This is a genomic window from Streptomyces griseofuscus, from assembly GCF_014673495.1.
GTDB classification, from domain to species: Bacteria; Actinomycetota; Actinomycetes; order Streptomycetales; family Streptomycetaceae; genus Streptomyces; species Streptomyces murinus.
In genome coordinates, this window is the sequence record NZ_CP051006.1 from 3,791,443 (window position 1) to 3,816,148 (window position 24,706).

Consider the following 24,706-nt stretch of genomic DNA (forward strand, 5'->3'; position numbering starts at 1 on the left):
GCGTGCGCGGGTCAGCCGGTGCCGCCGGGCACGACCAGGCCGGACTCGTACGCGATCACCACGGCGTGGGTACGGTTCTGGGCGCCGAGCTTGGTCAGCACTGACCCCGCACGGCCGCGCGATCTCCGGGCCGGACAGACCGGTGGCCATCAGGCGCGGGCCGAGGGGGAGAGGATCGCCTCGCCCGACACCCCGACCCGGTCGCACGACCCCGAGCGCTACCACCGCGAGGCGATCCGCGAATCGGCCCGCTGTCCCCTGTACGGCGACTTCGCGGGCGCCATCACACCGTGCGCCTTCTGGCGAGGGACACTCAGGGCCGGGCGGCCGATGCCGCTCCCGGTGGGGCCCAGCGGTTGCCGGACATCAGGTTGCCGAGGCCGGACCAGGCGAAGTTCATCAGGGTGGCGGAGGCCTGGGCGGCGGTGGCGGTCGGGGTGGTGTTGGTCCAGTCGGCCAGGGATTCGGCGGCGCCGATCAGGGCCGCGGCGAGGCCCTCGATCTCCCGGGTGGACAGGTCGCGGGAGTGCGGGGACTCCAGGGCGGCGGTCGCGATCAGACGGGTGACGAAGGCGGTCATCTCCGCGCGCATGGCGTCGGCCTCGGCGGCGAACCGGGGGCCGTGGGTGCGGGCCTGGAGGTGGAGGACGGTCCAGCCGTCGGGGTGCTCGGCGGTGTAGGTGAAGAACGCCTGCACGCCGTCCCAGAGTTGGCGGTCGGCGGGGAGGCCGGGACGGACCGCCGCCCGCACGGCCTCGGTCAGGGCGGCGGCCTCGCGGCGGATGCACGCGGTGAAGAGGTCGTCCTTGGAGTTGAGGTAGAGATAGACCAACGGCTTGGAGACGCCCGCCAGTTCGGCTATCTCGTCCATCGACGCGGCCGTGTACCCGTGCCGGGCGATGATCTCCACGGCGGCGTCGAGCATCTGCCGCTCGCGCTCCGCCCTCGGCATCCGTCTGGTCCTGCCGCCACCCATGAGGGCAAGACTAGAGGGACGCCGGATCCGCCACCCGGCCTTTGACGATCTTGGTGAGCCCGGTGGCCGGTGCCGGGTACGGCTACGGGTGAGGGGGTCCGCTTACGACGGCTGGCTCTGCGCCCGCGCGCTGTCGTCGGCCATGTCCTCCTGGCTGCGGTTCGCCTCCAGGTTCGCCTTCATCCGGTCGACCCGGCCGACCACGTGCATCGAGGCCCGGTCCCGCTCCTTGCGCAGCACGACCCAGCTGATCGGCGCCGAGATGACCAGGGCGAGCAGGGCGATCCACAGGCCGTTGGAGCTGCCGAAGCCGCGCGGGAAGATGCCGGAGTAGACGGCTCCCCAGACGACCAAGAGGCAGCCCACGAAGATACCGAGGCGCTTCAGCGTGTAGCGGAGCATCTCAATCCACTCGTCCGATTCCAAAAGGGGTCATCGTCCAGTGAAGCACGTCTCGTGGGCGATCATGCAGCGGGGTCTGCGGGGGCGAACGGTCAGCCGAGGGACAGCAGCATGAAGATCTCGTCGCGGTCGTCGTCCGGGGCGACGCGGACGGCGCCGGGGACGCGGCCGACCTCCTTGTAGCCGCAGGAGCCGTAGAAACGCTCCAGGCCGTGGCCGCCGCGGCAGGACAGGCGGATCGCCTCGATGCCGGCCGTCGCGCGGGCCGCCTCCTCGGCGGCGGCGAGCAGGTCGCGGCCGTAGCCCTTGCCCTGATGGCGGGGGTGGACCATCACGGAGTACAGCGAGAGCCAGTGGGCGTTCAGATGCTGCGGGTTCCCGGTGAGGAACGCGGCGGCGGCGGTCGTACCGTGCGCGTCCCGGCCGACGAGGAGGCGGGTACGGCCCTGAGCCATATGCACGAAGTGGCGTACCAGCTCGGGCCGTATCTCCTCGCGGTGGACCGGCGGGACGAAACCGACGGCGCCACCCGCGTTCGACACGTCCGTCCACAGGTCGAGGAGGTCGTCGCGCAGGGCGGAGGTGATGGGGGGTTCCAGGGTGAAAGTAAGGGTCACCGGCGCATCTTATTCATTACCCGAGGGCTTGTACGGCGATTTTCAGATCGGCGAGAAAGCCCTGGTAGGCGGCGTCGCGGTCATCGGAGCGGAGCACGGACGACGGATGCACGGTGGGGAGCAGTCGTTCGGGGCGGCCGTGGATGTCCTGCTCGATGACGGTGCCGCGCACCCGGCCGACCCGGAAGGAGGAGCCGAGCAGCGCCTTGCCCGCGGTGGCGCCGAGGATGACGATCAACTCGGGTTGGACGAGCGCCAGTTCCCGCACCAGCCAGGGCGCGCAGGCCGACATCTCCCGCAGGGTGGGGGCGCGGTGGATCCTGCGCTTGCCGGGCTCGGTCTGCGCGAACTTGAAGTGCTTGACCGCGTTGGTGACGTACGCCTGCGCCGGATCCAGCCCGGCCTCCTCCAGCGCCTTGTGCAGCAGATGCCCGGCCGGGCCCACGAAGGGCCTGCCCTGCCGGTCCTCCTGATCACCGGGCTGCTCCCCCACGAGCATCACCCGGGCGTTCTGGTCCCCCTCCCCGAAGACGGTCTGGGTGGCGGGGGCGTGCAGGGGGCAGCCGCGGCAGTCGGCCGCCGCCGCGCGCAGGGCGCCGAGTCCGCCGCGGGCGGGGACGAAGGGGGCGGCGGTGTAGGCGTCCTCGGGGGTGGGGGTGGAGGCCATGTCCGCCGAGTACCCGGAGGGGCCGCAGGCACCCGAGTAGACGGAGAGGCCGTGGGTGCCGTGGGCGCCGCTCACCGGGTCCCGGTGGTCGTCCGCCGGGTCACCCACCAGATGCCGAGCGCCGTCAGAAGGGCGGCGGCCAGGGCGTACACCGGCAGCCAGAGGGTCGTCGTGGCGGACGTCTTCGTGCTGTGCCCTGGGGCGGGGGCGCGCCGCTGACTCAGCCTGCGGTCGGGGCGGCGGAGTCGTACAGATCTCTGGCGGTCGGGCGCGACGGCAGGAAGCCGCGCCTCACCGTGACCGGCGCAGAGCGGGGCGGGACGACCGTGGCCACGAGCGCTCTGGACACCCGGGGCAGCGGGGCGGTGAAGCTGAGGCGCCCGCTCGGCGACCGGGTCCTGCTGGACGCCTGCACCGGCCGCCCCCTCCCCTACAGGGGAACCGGCGGGCGGCCGAGGTGAGCGGGCGAGGAGGTCGTCAGAGGCGCATCGGCTGGGGGGAGTCGCGGCGGGACGGGTCCGCGGGGTCGTACTCGCGGATGATCTCGTAGCGCGTGTTGCGCTCCACGGGGCGGAAGCCGGCGTCGCGGATGAGGTCCAGGAGGTCCTCGCGGGTCAGCTTGTTCGGCGTGCCGTAGTTGTCCGCGTCGTGGGTGATCTTGTACTCGACGACCGAGCCGTCCATGTCGTCCGCGCCGTGCTGAAGGGCCAGCTGCGCCGTCTGGACGCCGTGCATGACCCAGAAGACCTTCACATGCGGGACGTTGTCGAACAGCAGCCGGGAGACCGCGAAGGTCTTCAGGGCCTCGGCGCCGGTCGCCATCGTGGTCCGCGCCTGGAGCCTGTTGCGGACCTTGCCGTCCTTCATGTCCACGAAGTCATGCTGGTAGCGCAGCGGGATGAAGACCTGGAAGCCGCCGGTCTCGTCCTGCAACTCGCGCAGGCGCAGCACGTGGTCGACCCGGTGGCGCGGCTCCTCGATATGGCCGTACAGCATCGTGGCCGGGGTCTTCAGACCCTTCTCGTGCGCGAGGCGGTGGATCCGGGACCAGTCCTCCCAGTGCGTCCGGTGGTCCACGATGTGCTGGCGGACCTCCCAGTCGAAGATCTCCGCGCCGCCACCGGTCAGCGACTCCAGGCCCGCGTCGATCAGCTCGTCCAGGATCTCGGACGCCGTGAGACCGGAGATCGTCTCGAAGTGGTGGATCTCCGTCGCCGTGAACGCCTTGAGGGAGACGTTCGGCAGCGCCGCCTTCAGCTCGCGCAGGGACCGCGGGTAGTAGCGCCACGGCAGGCTCGGGTGCAGCCCGTTGACGATGTGCAGCTCGGTGAGGTTCTCCGTCTCCATCGCCTTCGCGAGCTTGACGGCCTCCTCGATGCGCATCGTGTACGCGTCCTTCTCCCCCGGCTTGCGCTGGAAGGAGCAGTACGCGCAGGAGGCCGTGCACACGTTCGTCATGTTCAGGTGCCGGTTGACGTTGAAGTGCACGACGTCGCCGTTCTTGCGCGTCCGCACCTCGTGTGCCAGACCACCGAGCCAGGCCAGGTCGTCCGACTCGTACAGCGCGATGCCGTCCTCGCGGGTCAGCCGCTCACCGGAGCGGACCTTCTCCTCCAGCGCGCGCTTGAGCCCGACGTCCATGCCAACACCTTTCTACGACAGCTCGGCCTACGGTATCCCTAGACCTCTTCGGGCAGCTCGCCGACCCGGTTCTCCCACTTCGTGGACAGCACGATGGTGGTACGGGTCCGCGAGACGCCCTTGGTCCCGCTGAGTCTGCGGATGATCCGCTCCAGGCCGTCCACATCGGCCGCGCGCGCCTTCAGCATGAAGGAGTCGTCGCCGGCGATGAACCAGCAGTCCTCGATCTCCTTGAGGTCCCGCAGCCGCTGCGCCACGTCCTCGTGGTCGGCCGCGTCGGAGAGCGAGATGCCGATCAGGGCGGTGACGCCGAGTCCGAGGGAGGCCGAGTCGACCGTCGCGCGGTATCCGGTGATGACCCCGGCCGCCTCCAGCCGGTTGATGCGGTCGGTGACGCTGGGTCCCGACAGTCCGACGAGGCGCCCCAGCTCCGCGTAGGAGGCCCGGCCGTTCTCCCTGAGGGCCTGGATGAGCTGCCTGTCCACCGCGTCCATGCGATCGAAGCCTTCCGCTGAAGAGTTCCGGAGTGATGAAAGGTAAAGCACCTGCCGGGCCGCGGCCGACCACCGGTCACGGCCGGTCCGCGCCACCGCCCAGTTCGCCCCGCCAGCGCCGGTACAGCCCGTGCTCGACGCCCGCCGCGTCCAGCACCCGCCCGGCGACGAAGTCCACCAGGTCCTGGATGTGCGTGGCACCCGCGTAGAAGGCGGGCGAGGCGGGGACGACCGAGGCGCCGGCGTCGTCCAGGGCGACGAGATGCCGCAGGGTCTGGCCGTTCAGCGGGGTCTCCCGTACGGCGACGACGAGGGTGCGGCGTTCCTTCAGTGTCACGCTCGCCGTGCGCTGGAGCAGATCCTTGGACAGGCCCAGCGCGACCCCCGCCACACAGGCCGTGGAGGCCGGCACGATGAGCATGCCCTTCGCCGGGTACGACCCCGAGGAGGGGCCCGCCGCGAGATCGCCCGCGTTCCAGTACCGCACCCCGCTGACGTCCGCCGCGAAGGTCCCGGGCTTTCCGTCGGCCCCCCGGGCCAGCCATTCCCGCAGGTCGTCCTGCCAGTGGGCGTCCCGGAACGAGATCCCCGTCTCGTCCAGCAACGTCAGCCGGGAGGCCCGGCTGACCACCAGGTCGACGGCTTCCCCCGCCGCCAGCAGCGCCCGCAGCACGGCAGCCGCATACGGCGTCCCGGAAGCACCGGACACCCCCACGATCCAAGGCACGCGCCGCGTTTCTCCTGCGTTCACACCTTGAGCGTACCGGCGTGCCCACCCGGGCTCAGGCCGGGTGGGGGCAAGAAGCGGGCGTGCGCCCCGGGTTCAGACGGTCAGGCCCCGGACCAGCAGGTCCAGCAGGGCACACACGAAAAGGGCGATGCCGATGAAACCGTTGACGCTGAAGAACGCCCGGTTGAGCCGGGACAGGTCGTGCGGACGCACGATCCGGTGCTCGTAGAGGAACGCGCCGGCCACGATCACCAGGCCGAGCCAGAAGAAGGCGCCGGCGTGGGTGGCGAGGGCGTACCAGACGAACAGCGCGGTGGTGATCGTATGGCAGGCGCGGGCGCCCCAGATCGCGGCCGGGATGCCGAAGCGGGCCGGGACCGACTTCACGCCGATGGCGCGGTCGGTCTCCACGTCCTGGCAGGCGTAGATCAGGTCGAAGCCACCGATCCAGACGCCGACGGCGAGGCCGAGGATCACCGCGTCCCAGGACCAGCTGCCGGTGATCGCGAGCCAGCCGCCGATGGGGCCCATGGCCTGGGCGATACCGAGGATGGCCTGCGGGAAGTTCGTGAACCGCTTCCCGTAGGGGTAGACCACCATCGGGATCACCGCGATGGGCGCGAGGGCCAGGCACAGCGGGTTCAGGAGCGCGGCGGCGCCCAGGAAGACCACCAGGGCGACGAGCGCGCCGGTCCAGGCGTGCCGTACCGACATCGCGCCGGTCACCAGCTCGCGGTGCGCGGTACGGGGGTTACGGGCGTCGATCTCCCGGTCGATGATCCGGTTCACGGCCATCGCGAAGGTGCGCAGGCCCACCATGCAGACGGTGACCAGCAGCAACCGGGCCCAGTGGATGTTCTTGTCCAGCGTGTACATCGCCGTCAGGGAGGCGATGTAGGCGAAGGGGAGCGCGAAGACCGAGTGCTCGATCATCACCAGGCGCAGGAAGGCCTTCGTGCGTCCCGGCTGCGGCATCGTGGCGGCCGTACTCACAGGCCGTACTCCTTCCAGCGGCGGTCGACCAGGGCCGCCGTATCCGGGTCCGACAGGACCATCTCCGGCCACCCGCCGTCGCGCGTGTAGCCCTCCTCCGGCCATTTCCGGGTGGCGTCGATCCCGGCCTTGCCGCCCCAGAACTGCTGGTAGGAGGCGTGGTCGAGATGGTCGACGGGGCCTTCCACGACCGTGAGGTCACGGGCGTAGTCGGTGTTGCCGAGGGCGCGCCAGGCGACCTCGTGCAGATCGTGGACGTCGCAGTCGGCGTCCACGACCACGATCAGCTTGGTGAGGGACATCATGTGCGCCCCCCAGACGGCGTGCATGACCTTCTGCGCGTGCTTCGGGTACTTCTTGTCGATCGAGACGATCGCGCAGTTGTGGAAGCCGCCGGCCTCGGGCAGGTGGTAGTCCACGATGTCCGGGACGATGATCTTCAGCAGCGGCAGGAAGAAGCGTTCCGTGGCGCGGCCGAGCGGGCCGTCCTCGGTGGGCGGGCGGCCGACCACGATCGACTGGAGCAGCGGCCGCTTGCGCATCGTCACGCAGTCGATCTTCAGCGCGGGGAACGGCTCCTGCGGCGTGTAGAAGCCGGTGTGGTCGCCGAACGGGCCCTCGGGCAGCATCTCGCCCGGCTCCAGCCAGCCCTCCAGGACGACCTCGGCGTTGGCCGGGACCTGGAGCGGCACGGTCTTGCAGTCGACCATCTCGATCCGCTTGCCCGCGATGAACCCGGCGAACAGGTACTCGTCGATGTCACCGGGCAGCGGCGCCGTGGAGGCGTAGGTGACGGCGGGGGGACAGCCGAAGGCGATGGCGACGGGCAGCCGCTCGCCCCGGCGGGCGGCCACCTGGTAGTGGTTGCGGCTGTCCTTGTGGATCTGCCAGTGCATGCCGATGGTGCGCTTGTCATGGCGCTGGAGGCGGTACAGGCCGAGGTTGCGGACGCCGCTCTCGGGGTCCTTGGTGTGGGTCAGGCCCAGGTTGAAGAAGGAGCCGCCGTCCTCGGGCCAGGTGAACAGCGCGGGGAGCCGGTCGAGGTCGACGTCGTCGCCGTGCAGGACGACCTCCTGGACCGGCGCTTCCTTGATCTTCCTCGGCGGGACGTGCGCCATCGCGCCCAGCTTGCCGAACGCCTCGCGCACCCCGACGAAGCCGTGCGGCAGCTCGGGGCGCAGCAGCCCGCCGATCTTGTCGGAGATGTCGCCGTACGACTTCAGGCCGAGCGCCTTCAGGAGGCGGCGGTCGGTGCCGAAGACGTTCATGGCCAGCGGCATCGCCGAGCCCTTGACGTTCTCGAAGAGCAGCGCGGGTCCGCCGGACTTCTGCACCCGGTCGACGATCTCCCCGATTTCCAGGTAGGGGTCGACCTCGGCCTTGATGCGCTTGAGGTCTCCCTCGCGCTCCAGGGCCCGGAGCAGGGAACGAAGATCGTCGTAAGCCATGCCCCCCAGTATCTGCCACACCCCACCGGGACCCCGTCACCGGGCCCGGTCCACGGCCGGGCCGGGTGTCGGATCCCGTACGGGATCTTGTGTGCTTAACCACTTGCCAGTGCCGCGCGCGGGTCGGGTTAATGGTCGTCACCGAGCAGTCAGTTTCTGCCCGACCTCAGGGGGACGACAGATGCAGTACGGCCCGGGGCCGGAGCGCCCCGCCCAGGACCCGCCACCCGCGCCACCCGCACCCTCCGCCCCGCCCGCCCCGCCCGCCGCCGCGCCGCCCATGCCGGATGTTCCCGCGCCCTCGCCGCACCCGGTGCCGAGGATGCTCGATCTGCGGGTCAGCAAGCGGATCCTGTGGATCGGGCGGGCGGTGTATCCGCTGGCCAACATCGCCCGTGTGTACTCCTTCATGCTGCGGCCCAGGCGCAAGGAGGCGGTGCTGCGGTTCCTGCGGTACAGCGCCGGGACCATCGCCATCGCGATGCTCGTGATGCTGCCCAGCCTGCCCGCGCTGGCGCTGGGCGGCTCGGACGGGCAGTCGGGCGCGGCCGGTTACGTCGTCTTCGTCTGGCTCCTCGCCATCGGCGCCGAGATCTTCTTCCTGGCCGACATGATCGGTGTGCTGACCGCGAGCCCGCAGTTCGTCCTCGCGGTGGAGACCTCGGGCGCGTCCACCGCGCTGGTCACCAGCCAGGACCCGCGCTATCTGGACCAGCTGGTGGAGCAGCTCTCGTACGCCATTGAGCATCCGGACACCGAGTTCCGGGTGACGGTGCAGAGCCTCACGGTCTCGCCGAAGAACTACTACTTCGGGGACAACGTCAACATGTACGGCGGCAACGGGAACACGGGGATCAGCTCATGAGCGGTGACAGCTACTTCTACGGCGACAACGTGAACATGCACGGCGGCACCGGCAATATCGGCATCGTCAAGAACCAGGGCGGCGCGCCGACCGCGCAGGACCCGGCGCTGGCCGCGGCCCTCGCCGAACTCCGGCGGCTGGTGGCCGAGTTGCGGGCGCAGGTGCCGGAGCCCAGCGCGGCGCTGCTCGACGAGTCCGTGCCGGCCGCGACCGCCGACGCCCCCGTACCCGCGCCGGAGCGGCACCGGGCGCTGATGGCCATCGCCGGGATCGCGGCGACCGTCGGTACGGTCGGACAGCCGGTGGCGGAGGCGGTGCGGGCGATCATCGGGATGATCAACGGCTGATCGCCGGCCGAACCGTGGCCGACCCCCGGCCGCACCCCCGCATGGTCACTGTCGGTTAATCAGTCCCCCGTTCGGCCTGCCACCCGTTCCGTTGAAATGGCGGCGGCGGGCATGTCTCCGCCGCCTCCCACGGCATTGCCTTGGAGGGGGGCCCTATTCAGCAGGGCCCCTTCTTCGATGGGAGACGCGTGCGAATCACTGACATCCAGCGCTGCGGGGTACGGCCGGGACGGCTCGTCGAGTGGACGCTGAGCCCGGCCACCGTGGCGGCGGCGACCCGGCTGCCGGAGGACTCCCGGCCGCCGGCCTATATCCAGGAGTCGCACATCCGGACCGCCAAGTGCGTACGGGAGGAAGGGCTGTTCGTGCCGACCTGGCTCGGCACCGCCTTCGACCTGCCGGGCCGGGTCGACCTCGACGTGCTCCAAGAGGCGCTGCGCTCCTGGACGTTGCGGCACGAGACGCTGCGCAGCGGGTTCCGCTGGGCGGGTGAGGAGCTGCGCCGGTTCACCCTCGACCCCGCCGATGTGTCCCTGCACCGCGAGGACGCCGGGGAGTTCGACGACGCGGACCGGCTCACCGCGTATCTCCAGGACCGGTTCGACACCGTCGCCGACGCCCTGCGCTGGCCGAACCTCATCTACACCGCCGTCGTACGTGACGACTCCACCAGCGTCTACATGGCCTTCGACCACAGCAATGTGGACGCCTACTCGCTGACCCGGATCGCCGCCGAGGTGCACGAGGTGTACGACGCGCTCACGGCGGGCCGCACCGCCGACCGCCCCGCCCCCGCGGCCAGTTACGTCGACTTCTGCGAGATCGAGCGGGCCGACGCGGACCGGCTGGACGGCGACCACGACATCGTGGCCCGCTGGCGGGAGTTCATCCGGCGCGGCGGCGGCACCCTGCCGACCTTCCCGGTGGACCTCGGCCTCACCCCCGGCGAGCCGCTGCCCCCGCAGGCGATGCTGTGCGAGCCGCTCGCGGACGCGGAGGCGGCGGCCGCGTTCGAGGCGTACTGCCGCCCCTACGGCGGGAGCCTGGTCGGCGTGCTGGCGGCGACCGCGCTCAGCGTGCGGGAGCTGGGCGGGCAGTCGGTGTACCGGACGGTCGTGCCCTTCCACACCCGGGTCCGCTCGCGCTGGACCGACTCGGTGGGCTGGTACGTGGGCGGCGCCCCCATCGAGGTGCCGCTGACCGGCATCCGCGGCTTCCCGGACGTCCTGCGGGCGGTGCGCACGGAGCTGGGCGCGGCCCGCAAGCTGGCCCGGATGCCGCTGGCCCGGGTGCTGGCGCTGCTCGGCGCTGACTTCCGGCCCACCTCGCCCGACCTGTACTCGATCGTCTCGTACGTCGACACCCGGGCGGTGCCCGGCGCCGACCGGTGGACGGACATGCGGGCGCACGCGCTGCTGCGGGTGTCGTACGGCGACCAGGTGTGCGTCTGGGTGAACCGGCAGCACGAGGGGCTGTGGCTGGCCAGCCGCTACCCGGACACGGATGTCGCCGCGAAGAACATGCGGCTGTACGTGGAGCGGCTGCGGGACCACATCGCCTCGGCGGGCCACGGCAGCCTGTCCGCGGTGTCATGAGCGCACCGCGGCGCCATGGGCACACATCGTTATCCAAACGGGCACCACTGGCCCTGGCACGGAGCAACTACCCCTTTCTACACTGTTGTTGAGGGGGGCGATGCTGTGCGCACACGGTTGCACGGGCGGGGGGCGCTCTTCGACGCGGATCCGGCCGGACTCGCGCCGCGCCTGGTGGGCCTGGTCCCCGGACGCCATCGCGCCCATCCTCTGGAACACCCGGACGAGCCGCCCTTCGTGGTGCTCACCGGCGCCCGGGGGCTGGGCAAGAGCGCGGTGCTCGACGCGCTTCAGGAGGCATACCGGGGGCACACCCCGGTCGCGCTGATCGACTGTTCGGCCACGCAGTTCGCCGGGCCGCCCGCGGGCCGGCCTGCCGACTCCTGGTCGCCGTCGGCTCAGGCGCTGCTGGTGATCGCCGAGCAGCTGGCCGAGCCGGTGACCGGCGCCGGGCGGATCACCTTCCCGCGGCTGATGTCGGGCCTGGTCGCGGTGGCCGCGGGCGGCTGGGGCGACGCCGAGGCGGAGCGGATCCGCCGGGAGGTCGAGCGGATCCTGCTGCTGAACGAGCGGGGTCCGCGGATCGGCGCGTTCGCGGGCAGATGGGCGGGCAAGGTCGCGGCGAAGGTGGTCGCGGCCGCCACCGGCGCGGGCCCGCTGGTCTCGGGCGCCATCGAGGCCACCCTGGAGTCCGTCGCCGAGGGCTTCACCGGCCACAAGCACCAGAAGGCGTCGGAGTGGTACCGCTCGTACCCGAACGCCGGCGGCAACGCCGAGCGCGGGCTGATCCTGCTGTCCCAGCACTTCCGGGACGGCGACGGCTCGCGCGAGCACGCGGAGCGGTATCTGGTGCGGGCGCTGCTGGCCGACCTCGGCGAGGCGTACACCGGGTTCATGGCGAAGATGCAGCGCCTGGGCCGGCCCCTGGTGCTGCTCGACAACGCGCAGACGACCCCGGGCCCGGAGCTGACCGCGGCCGTGCTGCGCGATCGCGCGGAGGGCACCGGCGACCGGGTGGTGTTCGTGGCCGCCCGGCGCGGCGAGGGCCGGGCCGAACTGCCCAACGCCGTACGGCGGCAGCTGGCCGAGGTCGCCCGGCGCACCGGCTGGACACCGGACGCGGCCCCCTCCTCGCGGGCGCTGCTGGTCGCGCTGCCGCCGCTGAGCGCGGACGACACCCTGCACATCGTCGGCGCGCTGTGCGCGGACACCGCCGTGCCCTCCCATCTCCCGGCCGCCGCCCACCGGTTGACCGGCGGCAACCCGCTGGGCGTGGTGCTGCTCGCCGAGTCGGCCGCGCAGCATCTGCCCGAGGTGTCCTCGCTGGGCGAGCTGCTCAGCGCGGAGTTCCGTCCGGCCGAGGACCGGCCGGGCTCGCCGGTCCACCAGGCGCTGCTGGACCGGCTGGTGCCGGCCGCGTACCTGGAGGAGCTGACCGTGCTGGCCGCCGCCCACGACCACGAATCGGCGTGCGCCCTGGCCTCGGCACTGCTGCCGGACACCTTCGGACCCGCCGATGTACGGGCCCTTCAGACGCTGCTCGCCGAGGAGGGACTGCCCGTCGTACCGGGCCAGTTCGTCGGCGACCCGTTCGTGCGGACGCTGCTGCTGCTGCGGCTGCATCTGCGCGACGAGGACCACGCGTCATGGCGGCGCGCGCACGAGACGCTGATCGAGCACTACGCGGAGCCGGAGCGGGCGCCGTACCGGCTCTACCACGAACTCGCGCTCGGGGACGCCGAGTCGGCGGTCGCGCGCTTACGGGACGACTTCGCGGATGCCGACACCCGGGTGTGGCTGCGCACCCTGCGCTTCATCGCGTCCGCGCCCTACTTCCACGCGCACGACGCCGAGGGCCGTGACTTCGGCGGGCGCGGCGACCGGCGGGCCGCGGTCGCGCTCGGTGTGACGGACACCGGCTATCCGCTGCCGGAGGGTGTGGACGCCGTACTGCACCTGCGGGTACGGCGGTTGCTGCACGCGCTGTGGGAGCTGACGGATCCGCTGGTGCTGCCGGATCCCAAGGTGTGCGACCGGCTCCGCTTCGAGCTGGAGCAACTGTCCAATCTGCGCCCCGCCGCGGGCGCGCTGCTGTGGCGGGCCTCCCGGGACTGGCCGGCGGCCGCGCTGGCCGGACGCCCGATCGAGGGGCCGGCCGATCCTGAGGACGACGGTCGCGGGGAGGCCTGATGGCGGGGGGCATGGGGACCTGGGTACGCGAGCATGTGTGGGAGATCCCGCTGCGCCGGTATCTGTCCCTGCTGCTGGCGGCGGCCCTGGTGGCGGGCGGGGTGTTCGGGGCGCGCACCCTGATGCACGACGACCGGCGGTGCGCGCCGGGGGTGTCGCGGCCCGCGGGCAGTGACGAGTGCGTGGGCGTGGCGACCGGCGTGTACGACTTCGGCCAGCCCCGCTTCCACCAGGTGGTGGAAGCGATCGGGCGGGAGAACAAGGGCCTCAAGAGCGGGAGTTATGTCACGGTGGCGCTGATGCTGCCGTTCACCTCCACCTCGACGACCAATCTGAACGACATAGAGCATCAGCTCCAAGGCGCCTATCTCGCCCAGTACTCGGCCAACCACGACGCCAACGGGCAGTCCCCGCAGATCCGCCTGGTGCTCGCCAACTCGGGTACGGGCAAGGACAGCTGGCGGCCGACGGTGAGCCAGATGGACGGGATGACCCGGAGCGCGGACCGGCTGCGGGCGGTGGCCGGGATAGGGCAGAGCACCGATCCCAACCAGGCGGCCGTCGCGGCGTTGACCAAGCTCGGCATCCCGGTGATCGGCTCCTCCATCACCGCCGACGAACTGGCCAACGGGCAGCGCGGCAAGAAGGCCGACCCCTACCCCGGGCTCGCCCGGGTGGCGCCGACCAACACCGACGAGGCCCGCGCGCTCGCCTCCTACACCAAGGCCAAGGCGAACCGGGCCAACGAGAACAAGGCCATGCTGGTCTACGACAAGCCGGGCGACCCGTACACGAACTCGCTCAAGCAGTCGTTCAGCACACTGATGAACGGCTCGCCGTACCAGCCGGTCCTGGAGCAGCCGTTCACCCCGCCCGCCGACCGCAGCCAGGAGGGCACCACCGCCAACACCTTCCGGCAGATCACCAACATCGTGTGCGACACCCCCCGGGACACCCACACGATCCTGTTCGCGGGCCGGCACACCCAGCTGCGGCAGTTCGTGAACGCGCTGGGCGACCGCGGCTGCATGGACCGCTCCTTCCAGGTCCTCACCGGCGACGAGGCCTCCTACCTCACCTATGAGAAGGAGCTGAACCGCGACGCCCTGCGGCACAACCTCACCGTGCTCTTCACCTCCCTCGCCCATCCGGACGCCTGGCTGAAGAACCCCCCGAAGACCGGCGGTTCCACGGCGGACTACCAGACCCTCCAGCGGCTGCTGAAGACCGCCGAGCACAAGCCGGCCGGCCCGATAGGACCGGTCGCCCTGGACGACGGCCAGTTGATCATCGGCTACGACGCGCTCCAGCTCGCGGTGCACGGCATCCGCGAGGCCGTGCCGGAGGGCCGGAGCATCCCGACCCTCGCGGACGTCGGCCTCCAGTGGCCGCAGGTCAAGGGCTCGCTGAAGGTGGCCGGGGCGAGCGGCTGGATCTGCCTGGACGAGCACGGCAACCCCTACGACAAGGCCGTACCGATCGTGCGTCTGACCCCGGAGGGCGACTCGCAGTTCGTCCAGCTGGCCTGGCCGGAGGGGAAGCCGCCGGGGAAGGACTGCCTGCCGCCCGCGTGAGGGTCCGGGCCCCCGCCCGCGTGCGGGTCAGGACGCCTTGCCGGGTGTCGCGGGGTGCTGCTTCTCCTTGTCCACGACGGCCCGCTCCAGGATCGCGGTGCGCTCGGTGACGGTGCCGGGCCTGATGTCCTGGCCCGTCCCGACCTGCACACCCCGGCTGCCGAGGTAGGCGAAGGTGCCCCGGTCGAAGATCCACTCCTTGCGTTCGCCGGTCCCGGGGTCCAGCCGGGCCAGCGCGATCCCGTCCCGTCCGGCGGCGTCCTGGGAGTGCTCGACCACCACCACACCGGGGATCCGGGCCGCGGCACGGTAGAGGGCTGCGGCGGTCCGCGCGGGCACCAGCTGCTCGCCGACGATGTCCCCGATGATGTCGAACGCCTGCTGGTCCCGGTCGGTCTGGTGGTCGGTGCGGGCGTAGATCTTCTTCAGCAGCGCCCCGGGTTCGGTGGGCAGCGCCCTCGTCTCGTCGTACGAGTCACGGGTGATGTCGCTGTCCAGGGTGATACCCCCCTTCGGCTGGTACCCGGGCTCCTCCAGCCAGCCCTTGTGCCCGTCGGGGGACTGCCAGAACTCCCTGCCGTGCAGGGGCTCCACCAGGGTGCGGGAGGTGTCGTGTTCCAGGTTCTCGTCCGTGTAGGCGGAGGAGACCTCGCTCCTGACGTAGATGAACTGGTCCGGGCGGGGCGTCGGCAGGGCCTCGCGGCCCGCCGCGTCGGCGATGTGCTCGACCGTGGCGGCGAGGGCCACGGTCGAACCGGTCTGGATCCGTACGACCGGCGCCGCGACCGGGGCCGGCGCACCGGGCCCGCCGGAGCCGCCGGTGCCGGTCAGGGCGACGACGGCCACCCCGGCCAGGGCCAGCGCGGCCGGGACGCCGATCAGCACCGGGCGGCGCGGGCGCCCGCGGACCGGCCGGGGCGCCTTGCCCGGGGCGGGGGCGGGTTCGGTGGCTGTGGCGCTCTGGTCTCGCTGGATGTGGGCCATGAAGGCGTCCTCAAGTCGGCGATGGCGGTCGCGGGGCAGCTCCGGGTCACCGGGCGCCGGCAGCAGACGGGCCAGTTCCGCGGGGTCGGGTTCCCCGAACCTCGGTGTCCGCTTCATCGGTCCGTCTCCTCTCCCGACCGGGCCGCGCGGGTGCGGCCGCCCTGTTCTTGTCCGCTCCCGCCGACCGGTTCCATCCGCGCGTGCGGTCCCTTCTCGTGCGGTCCCCTCCGGTCGTACGATCCCCGCCGGCCCGCCGCCAGTTCCTCGGCGGCGAGCGCCCGCAGCCGGGTGCGGGTGCGCGAGAGCCGCGAGCGCACCGTGCCCACCGGTACGCCGAGCGCCTGGGCCGCCTCGGTGTAGCTCAGCCCGGACCACACGCACAGGGTGAACACATCGCGCTCACCGCGCCGCAGACGGCGCAGCGCGCGCCCGGCCGCGGCCAGCTCCTCGGCGGCCGCCATCCGCCCCACCAGCTCGTCCACGAAGTCCGGCACGGTGTCCTTGGCGGGCAGCCGGGTCAGCGCGACCGCGTGCCGGCGGGCGGCCCGCGCGGTGTTGCGCAGCACATTGACGGCGATCCCCATCACCCATGGCCGGGGCGTCTCCCCCTCGTCCCGCAGCTTCGCGCGCAGCCGCCAGGCCTCCAGGAACGTCAGCGACACGACGTCCTCGGCCGTCGAGCGGTCCCCGGAGACCCGTACCGCGTGCCGGAAGACGAGCTGCGCATGGGCGCGGAACAGCTCCCGGAACGCCTCGGGGTCGCCCGCTCGGATGCGGGCGTGCAGTGAATAGTCCACGCCCGCCAGTTGTCCGCGGCAGGCACCGGGTTCCGGTGTCCTGCGTCACATCGCAGTGATCAGTTGTTCGAATCTACGGCGCCAGTCCGTGTCCGAGGGTCCCTCGCCCTGGAACTCATGGGTGAAGCGCAGTACGCACTCCGCCGTCCCGTCCCGCTCCAGATGGAACCGCAGCCGCCCGCCGCCGCCCTCGTCGAGGGTGTACTCGGCGACCCGGTCCACGTCCCAGGCGGTGACCCGGCCCGAGCCCAGTCCCCGCAAGGAGACCGCGCCGTCGAGACGGGGTTCGAGAACGCCGACGGCGGTGCACCACGCCCCGATCCCCTCGGGGGTGGCCACCGCCGTCCAGACGTCTTCCATGGGCCTCGGGAGCCGCACCAGGAAATGGAGTATGTGCGTGTTCCCGTGGGTCTGACTGGTGCCCTGTGCGATGGAACCGCTCATGACTCCAGTGTGGGCGAGCCTTCGCTCACACGCCCGCGTAGGAGTGCTTGCCGGTGACGAAGATGTTCACGCCGTAGAAGTTGAACAGCCAGCAGGCGAACGCGATCATCGCCAGGTAGGCGGCCTTGCGGCCCTTCCAGCCGGCCGTGGCGCGCGCGTGCAGGTAGCAGGCGTAGGCGACCCAGGTGATGAACGACCAGGTCTCCTTCGGGTCCCAGTTCCAGTAGCGGCCCCAGGCGTCGCCCGCCCAGATCGCGCCCGCGATGATCGTGAACGTCCACAGCGGGAAGACGGCCGCGTTGACCCGGTAGGCGAACTTGTCCAGGGAGGCCGAGGCGGGCAGCCGCTCCAGCACCGAGGTGGCGAAGGAGCCCGGCTTGATCCCGGCCTCCAGCTTGTTCTCGTACGAGTCCTTGAACAGGTACAGGATGGTGGCGACCGCGCCGACGTAGAACACCGCGCCGCAGAAGATCGCGGTGGAGACGTGGATGTACAGCCAGTACGAGTGCAGCGCCGGGACCAGCTGGTCGCTGGCCGTGTAGAGCACGGTCACGGCGAGGCCGAGCAGCAGCAGCACCGTGGTGGTCAGGAACAGGCCCAGCCAGCGCACGTTCTTCTTCAGCGCCAGCAGTGCCAGGTACAGGCCCACGGCCACCGTGGTGAACGTGATGCTGAACTCGTACATGTTGCCCCAGGGCGCCCGGCCCACCGAGGCCGCGCGGGCGATCACGCCGGCGAGCTGCACCACGAAGGCCAGCACGGTCAGCGAGACCGCGATCCGGCCGTACATGTCGCCCTGGACGTCACCGCCGTGCGCGCCGGGCCCGTCCGGCACGTCCCGGGCACCGGCCGCCGCGCGCACGACGACCTTCGGGCGCTCCAGTACGGCGGTGCCGCCGGCCTTCTTGACGGTGACGGCGGGGCCCGCCTGCTGCTTGCCCCCGTCGGTGAGCGCGTTGGCCGTACGGGCCACCTTGCTGCGGCTGCCGAAGATCCACTCGGCGATGTAGGCGAGGAAGGCCAGCGTGTACACGGTCATCGCGGAGTAGATGAGCGTGTTGCTCATGTTCGCGAGATGCTCGTTGGTCGCTGTGGCCAGCTCTGTTGCGGCGGCGAGAGTCACTTCTCAGCCCCTTCGGCAGGTACGACGTGAGGGTCGGGGGAGGTTGCGGGGGCGTCGTCCGGGTCGGGTGCCCCCGGCGCCTGGTCGTAGAGGATCCCGGCGAGATCGCCCAGCTCCTCCGGCAGCTTGGCGGACTCGCTGCGGCCGAGTCCGGCCATCTCGACGACGGTCACACCGTCGGCACCGCGCACCGCCCGCACCCACACCCGGCGGCGCTGGATGAACAGGGACGCGGCGAGACCGAAGATCGCGGCGAGCGCGCCGGTCAGGGCCCAGATGCTGCCCGGCTCCTGGACGATCTCGAAGCCGGCCCACTGCTTCACGTCCTTCTCGAACGTGATGGAACCGGCGCCGTTCGGCAACGACATGGTGTCGCCGGGCTTGAGCAGCTTCTTCAGCAGCTGGCCCTTGCCGTCCTTGAACGCCTTCATGTGGCTCGTGTCGAGCTGGTACACGCTCTGCGGGATGCCCGCGTCCACACCCAGGTCGCCGTGGTAGGCGTTGACCGCGAGCAGCGGGTTCAGCAGCGCCGGGAACTGCGACATCATCGTGCCGGACTTCGGGTCGAAGGTCGGCACGAAGAACGCCTGGAAGCCGAGCTGCTCGCTCTTGCCCCGCGGGTCCTTGTAGCCGTCCATCACCTTGACGACGCCGTTGGAGGTGACATTGCCGTCGAGGGGCAGCAGCGGCACGGCGTCGCGGTAGACGACCTTGCCCTTGCCGTCGCGGACGGTGACCACCGGGGCGTAGCCGTGGCTGACGAGGTAGACCTTGGAGTCGCCGATGTGCAGCGGCTCGTTGACCTTGACCGTGGTGGTCTTGCGCTTGCCGTACGCGCCCACGCTGTAGTCGATCGTCGCCTGGAAGGTGCGGGGCGTACCGCGGTTGGGGCCGCTGCTCTCGTAGGTGCCGGTGAACTTCTTCAGGTCGAAGCTGAACGGCACCAGGTCGTCGCTCCGGAACAGGCTGCCCGACTTCATGTCGTCGTACATCGGCAGCGCGTTGGAGAAGCCGTCGCCCTCCACCATCAGCTTGGTGCCGTCCGACTTGTACATCTGGCCCCAGGCGAAGGAGACCAGGAGCACGATCAGGGCGATATGGAAGACCAGGTTGCCCAGTTCGCGCAGATAGCCCTTCTCGGCGGTGACCGCGTCACCCTCGGCGTGGGCGCGGAAGCGGCGCCGCTTGAGCAGCTTGAGCGCGGCCGCGCGGACCTCCTCGGGCTCCGCCGTCGTACGCCAGGTCGTGTACGCGGGCAGCCGGGTCAGCCGCTTGGGCGCGCCCGGGGGCCGGCCGCGCAGCTGCCCGATGAACTGCCAGGCGCGCGGCACGATGCAGCCGATGAGGGAGATGAACAGCAGGATGTAGATCGCGGAGAACCACACCGAGCTGTAGACGTGGAAGAGGCCCAGCTTGTCGTAGACCGGCGCGAGCGTCTTGTGCGCCTGCTGGAAGTCGGCGACCTTGTTGATGTCGGCGCCGGACTGCGGGATCAGCGAGCCGGGGATCGCGGCCAGCGACAGCATCAGGAGCAGCAGCAGCGCGACCCGCATGGAGGTCAGCTGCCGCCAGAACCAGCGGATCCAGCCGATCACCCCGAAGGCGGGCACGCCGGTGAGCGGCTCCTCGCGCGGGGCGGTGGACAGCTGGGACCCGGCGGCGCCGAGCTCCTCCTGGTCCTTGTCGGTTTCGGTCTTGCTCATCGATCAGATCCCCACAGTGAAGCCGTTGGACCAGGTCTGCATCTGCTGCACCAGGCTGTCCCAGGCACCGGTCAGCAGCAGCACACCGGTCACGATCATCATCGTGCCGCCGATGCGCATCACCCACACATAGTGGCGTTTGACCCAGCCGAAGGCGCCGAGGGCTTTGCGGAAGGCCACGGCCGCCAGCACGAAGGGCACGCCGAGGCCCAGGCAGTAGGCGATCATCAGGGTCGCCCCGCGCAGCGCGCTCGACTCCTGCATGGCGAGGATGTTCACCGAGGCGAGGGTCGGGCCGATACAGGGCGTCCAGCCGATCCCGAACAGCGCGCCCACTATCGGGGCGCCGAGCAGTCCGGTCGAGGGCCGCTTGTGGAAGCGGAACTCGCGCTGGGTGAACCAGGGCATCAGACCCATGAAGAAGACGCCCATGAGGATCATGACGACGCCGAGCACCTTGGACAGCGTGTCCTTGTGCTCCTGGAGGGTCCAGCCGAAGGAGCCGAACAGTGCCCCGCCGGAGACGAACACGGCGCTGAAGCCGAGCACGAACAGGGAGGCGCCGGCCACCATGCGCCCGCGCCGGGCCTCGGCCAGGTCGGTGCCGACCACGCCGGTGACATAGGAGAGGTAGCCCGGCACCAGCGGCAGGACGCAGGGCGAGAAGAAGGAGACGAGCCCGCCGAGCAGGGCGACGGGCAGCGCGACCAGCAGCGCCCCATGGAGCACTGTCTGGTTCTGCGCGGCCAGCGTCACGGTCTGGCCCAGCGTCACGGTCGTACCCACGTCACTTCTCCGCGACGACCGGCTTGAGCATCTTCAGCAGCGTGGTGTCGTCCAGCGCCTCCAGGGCTCGCGCGGCGACCTTTCCGTGCCGGTCGATGATGAGCGTGGAGGGGATCAGCTGGGGGTTCAGAGTGCCCTTCTTGAAGCGCAGCATGAGCTTGCCCGTGGGGTCGTACAGGCTCGGGTAGGTGATCCCGTGCGCCTTCTCGAACTCGACCGCGGGGGTCGTGCTGGTGTCGCGGGTGTTGATCCCGACGAACCGCACGCCCTTGCCCTCGTACGCCTTCGACACCTTGGCGAAGTACTGGGCCTCTTCACGGCACGGGCTGCACCACGAGCCCCAGACGTTGATGACGACGACCTGGCCCCGGTAGTCGGCCACGTCCACCGACTTGCCGTCGATCGTCTTTCCGGACAGGTCCGGGGCCGCGGTGCGCTTGCTGGCCGGCACGGTGTCGATGCCGTTGTTGCCGGTGACGAAGTTGGTGTTGCCGCCGCCGCCCGAGGTGCCGCCCTTGCCGCAGGCGGACAGGGACAGGGCCGCGGTGACGGCCACGGCGCCGAGCAGGACGGCGCGGCTACGGGTACTCATGTGAAAAGTTTCGCATGTCGTCCCCGGGGTTCTCGCGCACCCCCCTGCGGGGCGGAAAACCGCATTTCAGGAGCTATTTACACGGGACATTCCGGGCGCGGGCGCCGGGCCCGCGCCCGCGTGCGGCTCAGGCGAGGAACGTCTTCCAGCCACCGGTGGGCTGGTGCCCGACGTCCAGCGTGCGCAGCTTGTCGAGGACCTCGGGCTTCTGGACGTCGATCCAGTCCGTGAACTCCTTGAAGGAGACCATCCGGACGTCGGCGCCCTTGTCCCGCTGGGCCGCGATGTGCTTGAACGCCTCCTCGACGGAGTCCATGTAGATCCCGCCGTTCCACTGCTCGAAGTGGTTGCCGATGAAGAACGGCGCGCGGTTCGTCTCGTAGGCCCGCTGGAAGCCGGCGATGTACGCCGCCGCGGACTGCTTGCGCCAGCCCGGGTAGTTGTAGGCGGGCGCCTTGGTGGAGTTCACGGACTGGTTGGCGAGCATGTTGTAGTCCATGGACAGCACCTCGAAGCTGTGCCCGGGGAACGGCACGGCCTGGAGCGGGTAGTCCCAGATGCCCTGGCGCTTGACCGGCCACACCTGGCGGCCGCCCGGGGACGAGGCGTCGTAGCGCCAGCCCAGCTCGCGGGCGGTGGGCAGCAGGTTGTCCTGGCCCAGCAGGCAGGGGGTGCGGCCGCCGGCCAGCTCCTTGTCGTAGTCGAAGGGGAGCGCGGGCAGGTCGTGCCAGCCGGTGTTGGTCTTCCACTCCTTGACGAAGGACTTCGCCTGGTCGATCTCGCTCTTCCACTGCTGTGGCGTCCACCACTTCACCGAGCCGTGCGCCTCGCCGCAGAAGTGCCCGTTGAAGTGGGTGCCTATCTCATGACCCTCCAGCCACGCCCGGTTGACGTTGGTGAGGGTGGCCTTGATGTGCTCGTCGGTGAGGTAGCCGATGTCGGAGGCGCCGCGCGCGTTGTTCGGGGGCTCGTACAGCCGCTTCTTCGACTCGGGCAGCAGGTAGAGGCCCGAGAGGAAGAAGGTCATGTGCGCTTCGTGCTGCTTGGCGAGGTCGAGGAAGCGCGGGAAGAGGCCGTTGCCGACCTCGCCCGCGCCGTCCCAGGAGAAGACGACGAACTGCGGCGGGGTCTGGCCCGGCTCCAGCGGCTCGGGCTTCTTCGAGTGGCCGGGCTGCTTGCCGGTGAAGGAGGTGGAGCCGTCGCCGATCAGCTTGGCCGGCCGGTCCTTGCCGCCCTGCACCTGACGGGAACCGTCCGCGTGCCCGCCGCCGTCCGAGGACTTGAGGCCGCCGCAGCCGGACAGGGTGGCGGCGGCCGCGGCGCCCGCGCCGAGGCCGAGCATTCCCCGGCGGGAGAGGTTCCGGGAGACGGTGCGCATGAAGGATCCCCGATTCGTCGCGCGTGGTGATGGTGGTCACCCAGAGAGAGGGCGCGACGAACGGGGAGGTTCCTCTGATTAATATGTTTTTCGCAATATCCCTGGCAAAAATATCCTAAGCGCCACGTAACGGGCCGTCAGGCGCCGGACCGTCAGGCACCGGGCCCTCAGCCACCGGACCCTCAGGCGCCGAACGCCTTCCCCTGCCCGCCGCCCTTCTGCGGCTGGGCTCCCGCCCGCAGATGCGCGGGGACGAGGTCGATGGCGGGCTCGCTGTAGCCGACCGACACGATCTTGTCGCCGAGGTAGGTGAAGGACGTCAGCGAGGCGAGGGTGCACTGCCGCTTGCGCGGGTCGTGCCACAGCCGCCGCCGCTCCACGTACGACCGGACGATCCACACCGGCAGCTGATGGCTGACCAGCACCGCCTCATGGCCGCGCGCCCGGTCCTTGGCCGCGTCCAGCGCGCCCATCATCCGCACGACCTGGTCCACGTACGGCTCGCCCCAGGACGGCCGGAACGGGTTGACCAGGTGCTTCCAGTTGCCCGGCCGCTGAAGCGCGCCGTCGCCGACGCCGAAGGTCTTGCCCTGGAAGACGTTCTCGGCCTCGATCAGCCGCGCGTCGGTGTCCAGATCGAGACCGTGCGCCTTGGCGATCGGGGTGGCGGTCTCCTGCGCCCGCTCCAGCGGGGAGGCGCAGACATAGGTGATGTCGCGCGGGGCGAGGTGCTCCGCGACCCGGTCGGCCATCTTCCGGCCCAGCTCGGAGAGGTGGTAGCCGGGCAGCCGCCCGTACAGCACGCCGTCCGGGTTCTCCACCTCGCCGTGGCGCATGAGATGGACGACCGTGACGTCCTTGTCGCTGCCGCTCACACTGTTTCCGATGGTCACGCGGTGGCCTCCGCAGCCGCACGGGCCGCCGCCGGAAGGGCGTCGGCGATCTTCTGCACGGCCCGCTCGTCATGGGCCGTGGACACGAACCAGGACTCGAAGGACGACGGCGGCAGGTAGACGCCGTTCGACAGCAGCGAGTGGAAGAACGCGGTGAAGCGGTACGACTCCTGCCGCTTGGCGTCCTCGTAGTTGCGCACCTGCCGGTCGGTGAAGAACACCGAGAACATGTTGGACGCGTTCTGCAACCGGTGCGCCACGCCCTCCTTGCTCAGTGCCTCGGTGACCAGCGACTGGATCTGCGCGGAGACGGCGTCCACTTTCTCGTACGCCGCCTCGTCGAGCAGCCGCAGCTGGGCGATGCCCGCGGCGGTGGCGACCGGATTACCGGAGAGGGTGCCGGCCTGGTAGACGGGCCCCGCGGGCGCGAGGTACGCCATCACGTCGGCGCGCCCGCCGAACGCCGCGGCCGGGAACCCGCCGCCCATCACCTTGCCGAAGGTCATCAGGTCGGGCTTGACCCCGTCCACGCCGTACCAGCCGGCGCGGCTGGTACGGAAGCCGGTCATGACCTCGTCGGAGATGTAGAGGGCGCCGTTCTTGTGGCAGGCGTCCCGCAGTCCCTGGTTGAACCCGGGGGCCGGCGGCACGACACCCATGTTGCCGGGCGAGGCCTCGGTGATCACACAGGCGATCTCGCCGGGGTGGCGGTGGAACGCCTCCTGCACGGCTTCGAGATCGTTGTACGGCAGCACGATCGTGTCGCTCGCCTGCGCACCGGTGACACCGGGCGTGTCGGGCAGCGCGAACGTGGCGACACCGGAGCCGGCGGCGGCGAGCAGGGCGTCCACATGGCCGTGGTAGCAGCCGGCGAACTTGATCACCTTGGACCGCCCGGTGAAGCCGCGGGCGAGCCGGATGGCGCTCATGGTCGCCTCGGTCCCGCTGCTGACCAGCCGGACCTGCTCGACGGGCTCGACCCGGGCGACGATCTCCTCGGCGAGCGCGACCTCGCCCTCGCCGGGCGTGCCGAAGCTCGTACCGCGGGCGACGGCGTCCTGCACGGCGGCGATGACCTCGGGGTGCGCGTGCCCGAGGATCATCGGACCCCAGGAGCAGACGAGGTCGACGTACTCCCGGCCGTCGGCGTCGGTGAGGTAGGGGCCGCGCCCGGACACCATGAAGCGGGGCGTGCCGCCGACGGCGCGGAAGGCACGCACGGGGGAGTTCACACCCCCGGGCGTGACGACGGAGGCGCGGTCGAAGAGCGCCTGGGAGACGGGCGCTTCGTAGGGATAGGGCGTTTCGCTCAGGGCACTCATGACGTGCGGCTTCTCCGGCCTCTCGGACTCCGGTTGCGGGGTGACCTCCTCAGGGTAGGCCGCCCGCCCGCCGTGGTGACGGCCCGCCCGCGGTTCCGCGCCGCCGCGGCCCGCCATCTGCGAGACTGAGACCTGACACACAGCT

The 24,706-nt window shown here is 70.9% G+C and carries 25 protein-coding genes and 1 pseudogene; 6 read left to right on the plus strand and 20 right to left on the minus strand.

Translation table 11 applies throughout. The features are described 5' to 3' along the window. Positions 1–11: 11 nt before the first annotated feature. The 5 genes and pseudogenes from HEP81_RS16810 to HEP81_RS16830 all read right to left on the minus strand — a co-directional run. Positions 12–156: pseudogene (locus HEP81_RS16810) on the minus strand (DNA-binding response regulator); the annotation flags it as partial. 157 nt (positions 157–313) lie between these two features. Beyond that, a complete protein-coding gene (locus HEP81_RS16815; RefSeq protein WP_037658636.1) occupies positions 314–976 on the minus strand; it encodes a TetR/AcrR family transcriptional regulator in 663 nt (220 codons plus the stop codon). A 102-nt stretch (positions 977–1,078) separates the two neighbouring features. Further along, positions 1,079–1,378 (minus strand): DUF4229 domain-containing protein, encoded by a 300-nt coding sequence (locus tag HEP81_RS16820; RefSeq protein ID WP_037658639.1) that lies wholly within the window; start codon positions 1,376–1,378, stop codon positions 1,079–1,081. 92 nt (positions 1,379–1,470) lie between these two features. Next, positions 1,471–1,995: a GNAT family N-acetyltransferase gene (locus tag HEP81_RS16825; protein WP_037658642.1), complete on the minus strand. Its 525-nt coding sequence runs from the start codon at positions 1,993–1,995 to the stop codon at positions 1,471–1,473. Between the two features lie 16 nt (positions 1,996–2,011). Next, on the minus strand, positions 2,012–2,662 hold the full coding sequence (locus tag HEP81_RS16830; protein ID WP_037658694.1) for a UdgX family uracil-DNA binding protein: 651 nt from the start codon (positions 2,660–2,662) through the stop codon (positions 2,012–2,014). A gap of 296 nt (positions 2,663–2,958) precedes the next feature. Here HEP81_RS16830 and HEP81_RS16835 point away from each other — a divergent pair, with 296 nt between their 5' ends. Continuing rightward, on the plus strand, positions 2,959–3,123 hold the full coding sequence (locus HEP81_RS16835; RefSeq protein ID WP_157854495.1) for a hypothetical protein: 165 nt from the start codon (positions 2,959–2,961) through the stop codon (positions 3,121–3,123). Positions 3,124–3,139: 16 nt separating this feature from the next. On the opposite strand, the gene mqnE is transcribed toward HEP81_RS16835, so the two are convergent. The 5 genes from mqnE to HEP81_RS16860 all read right to left on the minus strand — a co-directional run bounded on the left by mqnE (position 3,140) and on the right by HEP81_RS16860 (position 7,968). Further along, positions 3,140–4,303: an aminofutalosine synthase MqnE gene (gene mqnE / locus HEP81_RS16840; RefSeq protein WP_037658646.1), complete on the minus strand. Its 1,164-nt coding sequence runs from the start codon at positions 4,301–4,303 to the stop codon at positions 3,140–3,142. Positions 4,304–4,341: 38 nt separating this feature from the next. Then, the gene (locus HEP81_RS16845; protein ID WP_037658649.1) at positions 4,342–4,797 is read right to left on the minus strand and encodes an Lrp/AsnC family transcriptional regulator; all 456 of its coding nucleotides are present in this window, start codon (positions 4,795–4,797) and stop codon (positions 4,342–4,344) included. 76 nt (positions 4,798–4,873) lie between these two features. Beyond that, complete coding sequence (locus HEP81_RS16850; protein ID WP_037658651.1) at positions 4,874–5,524, minus strand: UbiX family flavin prenyltransferase; 651 nt, start codon at positions 5,522–5,524, stop codon at positions 4,874–4,876. Between the two features lie 96 nt (positions 5,525–5,620). After that, positions 5,621–6,502 carry a menaquinone biosynthesis prenyltransferase MqnP gene (gene mqnP, locus HEP81_RS16855; RefSeq protein ID WP_037658696.1) on the minus strand — a complete coding sequence of 294 codons (882 nt, stop codon included), beginning with the start codon at positions 6,500–6,502 and terminating at the stop codon, positions 5,621–5,623. A gap of 14 nt (positions 6,503–6,516) precedes the next feature. Beyond that, positions 6,517–7,968: a menaquinone biosynthesis decarboxylase gene (locus tag HEP81_RS16860; protein WP_037658699.1), complete on the minus strand. Its 1,452-nt coding sequence runs from the start codon at positions 7,966–7,968 to the stop codon at positions 6,517–6,519. Positions 7,969–8,149: 181 nt separating this feature from the next. On the opposite strand from HEP81_RS16860, the gene HEP81_RS16865 reads away from it, so the two are divergent. From HEP81_RS16865 to HEP81_RS16885, 5 genes are all read left to right on the plus strand, one after another. After that, positions 8,150–8,833: a DUF6232 family protein gene (locus HEP81_RS16865; protein WP_243279430.1), complete on the plus strand. Its 684-nt coding sequence runs from the start codon at positions 8,150–8,152 to the stop codon at positions 8,831–8,833. Next, entirely contained in the window at positions 8,830–9,180 is a 351-nt protein-coding gene (locus tag HEP81_RS16870; RefSeq protein ID WP_037658652.1) for a hypothetical protein, read from the plus strand. The genes HEP81_RS16865 and HEP81_RS16870 overlap by 4 nt, the downstream gene beginning before the upstream one ends. 188 nt (positions 9,181–9,368) lie before the next feature. Further along, complete coding sequence (locus HEP81_RS16875; RefSeq protein ID WP_037658653.1) at positions 9,369–10,775, plus strand: condensation domain-containing protein; 1,407 nt, start codon at positions 9,369–9,371, stop codon at positions 10,773–10,775. Between the two features lie 105 nt (positions 10,776–10,880). Further along, on the plus strand, positions 10,881–12,965 hold the full coding sequence (locus tag HEP81_RS16880; protein WP_106979980.1) for a hypothetical protein: 2,085 nt from the start codon (positions 10,881–10,883) through the stop codon (positions 12,963–12,965). Beyond that, positions 12,965–14,539 carry an ABC transporter substrate-binding protein gene (locus HEP81_RS16885; protein WP_037658655.1) on the plus strand — a complete coding sequence of 525 codons (1,575 nt, stop codon included), beginning with the start codon at positions 12,965–12,967 and terminating at the stop codon, positions 14,537–14,539. The genes HEP81_RS16880 and HEP81_RS16885 overlap by 1 nt, the downstream gene beginning before the upstream one ends. 27 nt (positions 14,540–14,566) lie before the next feature. On the opposite strand, the gene HEP81_RS16890 is transcribed toward HEP81_RS16885, so the two are convergent. The 10 genes from HEP81_RS16890 to hemL all read right to left on the minus strand — a co-directional run bounded on the left by HEP81_RS16890 (position 14,567) and on the right by hemL (position 24,552). After that, positions 14,567–15,640: a CU044_5270 family protein gene (locus tag HEP81_RS16890; protein WP_051850337.1), complete on the minus strand. Its 1,074-nt coding sequence runs from the start codon at positions 15,638–15,640 to the stop codon at positions 14,567–14,569. Further along, on the minus strand, positions 15,637–16,320 hold the full coding sequence (locus HEP81_RS16895) for an RNA polymerase sigma factor (protein ID WP_037658656.1): 684 nt from the start codon (positions 16,318–16,320) through the stop codon (positions 15,637–15,639). Before HEP81_RS16895 ends, HEP81_RS16890 begins: the two co-directional genes overlap by 4 nt. 45 nt (positions 16,321–16,365) lie before the next feature. Beyond that, positions 16,366–16,764 carry an SRPBCC family protein gene (locus HEP81_RS16900; RefSeq protein ID WP_037658657.1) on the minus strand — a complete coding sequence of 133 codons (399 nt, stop codon included), beginning with the start codon at positions 16,762–16,764 and terminating at the stop codon, positions 16,366–16,368. Between the two features lie 25 nt (positions 16,765–16,789). Continuing rightward, positions 16,790–17,887 carry a c-type cytochrome biogenesis protein CcsB gene (ccsB, locus tag HEP81_RS16905; protein WP_037658659.1) on the minus strand — a complete coding sequence of 366 codons (1,098 nt, stop codon included), beginning with the start codon at positions 17,885–17,887 and terminating at the stop codon, positions 16,790–16,792. Next, the gene (gene resB / locus HEP81_RS16910; RefSeq protein WP_037658661.1) at positions 17,884–19,590 is read right to left on the minus strand and encodes a cytochrome c biogenesis protein ResB; all 1,707 of its coding nucleotides are present in this window, start codon (positions 19,588–19,590) and stop codon (positions 17,884–17,886) included. Before resB ends, ccsB begins: the two co-directional genes overlap by 4 nt. 3 nt (positions 19,591–19,593) lie before the next feature. Next, positions 19,594–20,346 carry a cytochrome c biogenesis CcdA family protein gene (locus tag HEP81_RS16915; RefSeq protein WP_037658705.1) on the minus strand — a complete coding sequence of 251 codons (753 nt, stop codon included), beginning with the start codon at positions 20,344–20,346 and terminating at the stop codon, positions 19,594–19,596. Positions 20,347–20,377: 31 nt separating this feature from the next. Then, positions 20,378–20,968 (minus strand): TlpA family protein disulfide reductase, encoded by a 591-nt coding sequence (locus HEP81_RS16920; protein ID WP_051850338.1) that lies wholly within the window; start codon positions 20,966–20,968, stop codon positions 20,378–20,380. Positions 20,969–21,095: 127 nt separating this feature from the next. Next, a complete protein-coding gene (locus tag HEP81_RS16925) occupies positions 21,096–22,346 on the minus strand; it encodes a polysaccharide deacetylase family protein (RefSeq protein ID WP_037658665.1) in 1,251 nt (416 codons plus the stop codon). A 182-nt stretch (positions 22,347–22,528) separates the two neighbouring features. Next, on the minus strand, positions 22,529–23,182 hold the full coding sequence (locus HEP81_RS16930) for a histidine phosphatase family protein (protein WP_106979983.1): 654 nt from the start codon (positions 23,180–23,182) through the stop codon (positions 22,529–22,531). A 53-nt stretch (positions 23,183–23,235) separates the two neighbouring features. Then, on the minus strand, positions 23,236–24,552 hold the full coding sequence (hemL, locus tag HEP81_RS16935; protein ID WP_037658709.1) for a glutamate-1-semialdehyde 2,1-aminomutase: 1,317 nt from the start codon (positions 24,550–24,552) through the stop codon (positions 23,236–23,238). Positions 24,553–24,706: the final 154 nt, after the last annotated feature.

What these genes read in the sequence shown, in the direction of transcription:
- HEP81_RS16920 (WP_051850338.1), bottom strand. Translation starts at nt 20,968, where the DNA reads ATGAGTACCCGTAGCCGCGCCGTCCTGCTCGGCGCCGTGGCCGTCACC.
- HEP81_RS16860 (WP_037658699.1), bottom strand. Translation starts at nt 7,968, where the DNA reads ATGGCTTACGACGATCTTCGTTCCCTGCTCCGGGCCCTGGAGCGCGAG.
- HEP81_RS16865 (WP_243279430.1), top strand. Translation starts at nt 8,150, where the DNA reads ATGCAGTACGGCCCGGGGCCGGAGCGCCCCGCCCAGGACCCGCCACCC.
- HEP81_RS16930 (WP_106979983.1), bottom strand. Translation starts at nt 23,182, where the DNA reads ATGCGCCACGGCGAGGTGGAGAACCCGGACGGCGTGCTGTACGGGCGG.
- HEP81_RS16815 (WP_037658636.1), bottom strand. Translation starts at nt 976, where the DNA reads ATGGGTGGCGGCAGGACCAGACGGATGCCGAGGGCGGAGCGCGAGCGG.
- resB (WP_037658661.1), bottom strand. Translation starts at nt 19,590, where the DNA reads ATGAGCAAGACCGAAACCGACAAGGACCAGGAGGAGCTCGGCGCCGCC.
- HEP81_RS16820 (WP_037658639.1), bottom strand. Translation starts at nt 1,378, where the DNA reads ATGCTCCGCTACACGCTGAAGCGCCTCGGTATCTTCGTGGGCTGCCTC.
- HEP81_RS16925 (WP_037658665.1), bottom strand. Translation starts at nt 22,346, where the DNA reads ATGCGCACCGTCTCCCGGAACCTCTCCCGCCGGGGAATGCTCGGCCTC.
- HEP81_RS16870 (WP_037658652.1), top strand. Translation starts at nt 8,830, where the DNA reads ATGAGCGGTGACAGCTACTTCTACGGCGACAACGTGAACATGCACGGC.
- mqnE (WP_037658646.1), bottom strand. Translation starts at nt 4,303, where the DNA reads ATGGACGTCGGGCTCAAGCGCGCGCTGGAGGAGAAGGTCCGCTCCGGT.
- HEP81_RS16845 (WP_037658649.1), bottom strand. Translation starts at nt 4,797, where the DNA reads ATGGACGCGGTGGACAGGCAGCTCATCCAGGCCCTCAGGGAGAACGGC.
- HEP81_RS16885 (WP_037658655.1), top strand. Translation starts at nt 12,965, where the DNA reads ATGGCGGGGGGCATGGGGACCTGGGTACGCGAGCATGTGTGGGAGATC.
- HEP81_RS16830 (WP_037658694.1), bottom strand. Translation starts at nt 2,662, where the DNA reads ATGGCCTCCACCCCCACCCCCGAGGACGCCTACACCGCCGCCCCCTTC.
- HEP81_RS16890 (WP_051850337.1), bottom strand. Translation starts at nt 15,640, where the DNA reads ATGAAGCGGACACCGAGGTTCGGGGAACCCGACCCCGCGGAACTGGCC.
- mqnP (WP_037658696.1), bottom strand. Translation starts at nt 6,502, where the DNA reads ATGCCGCAGCCGGGACGCACGAAGGCCTTCCTGCGCCTGGTGATGATC.
- HEP81_RS16900 (WP_037658657.1), bottom strand. Translation starts at nt 16,764, where the DNA reads ATGAGCGGTTCCATCGCACAGGGCACCAGTCAGACCCACGGGAACACG.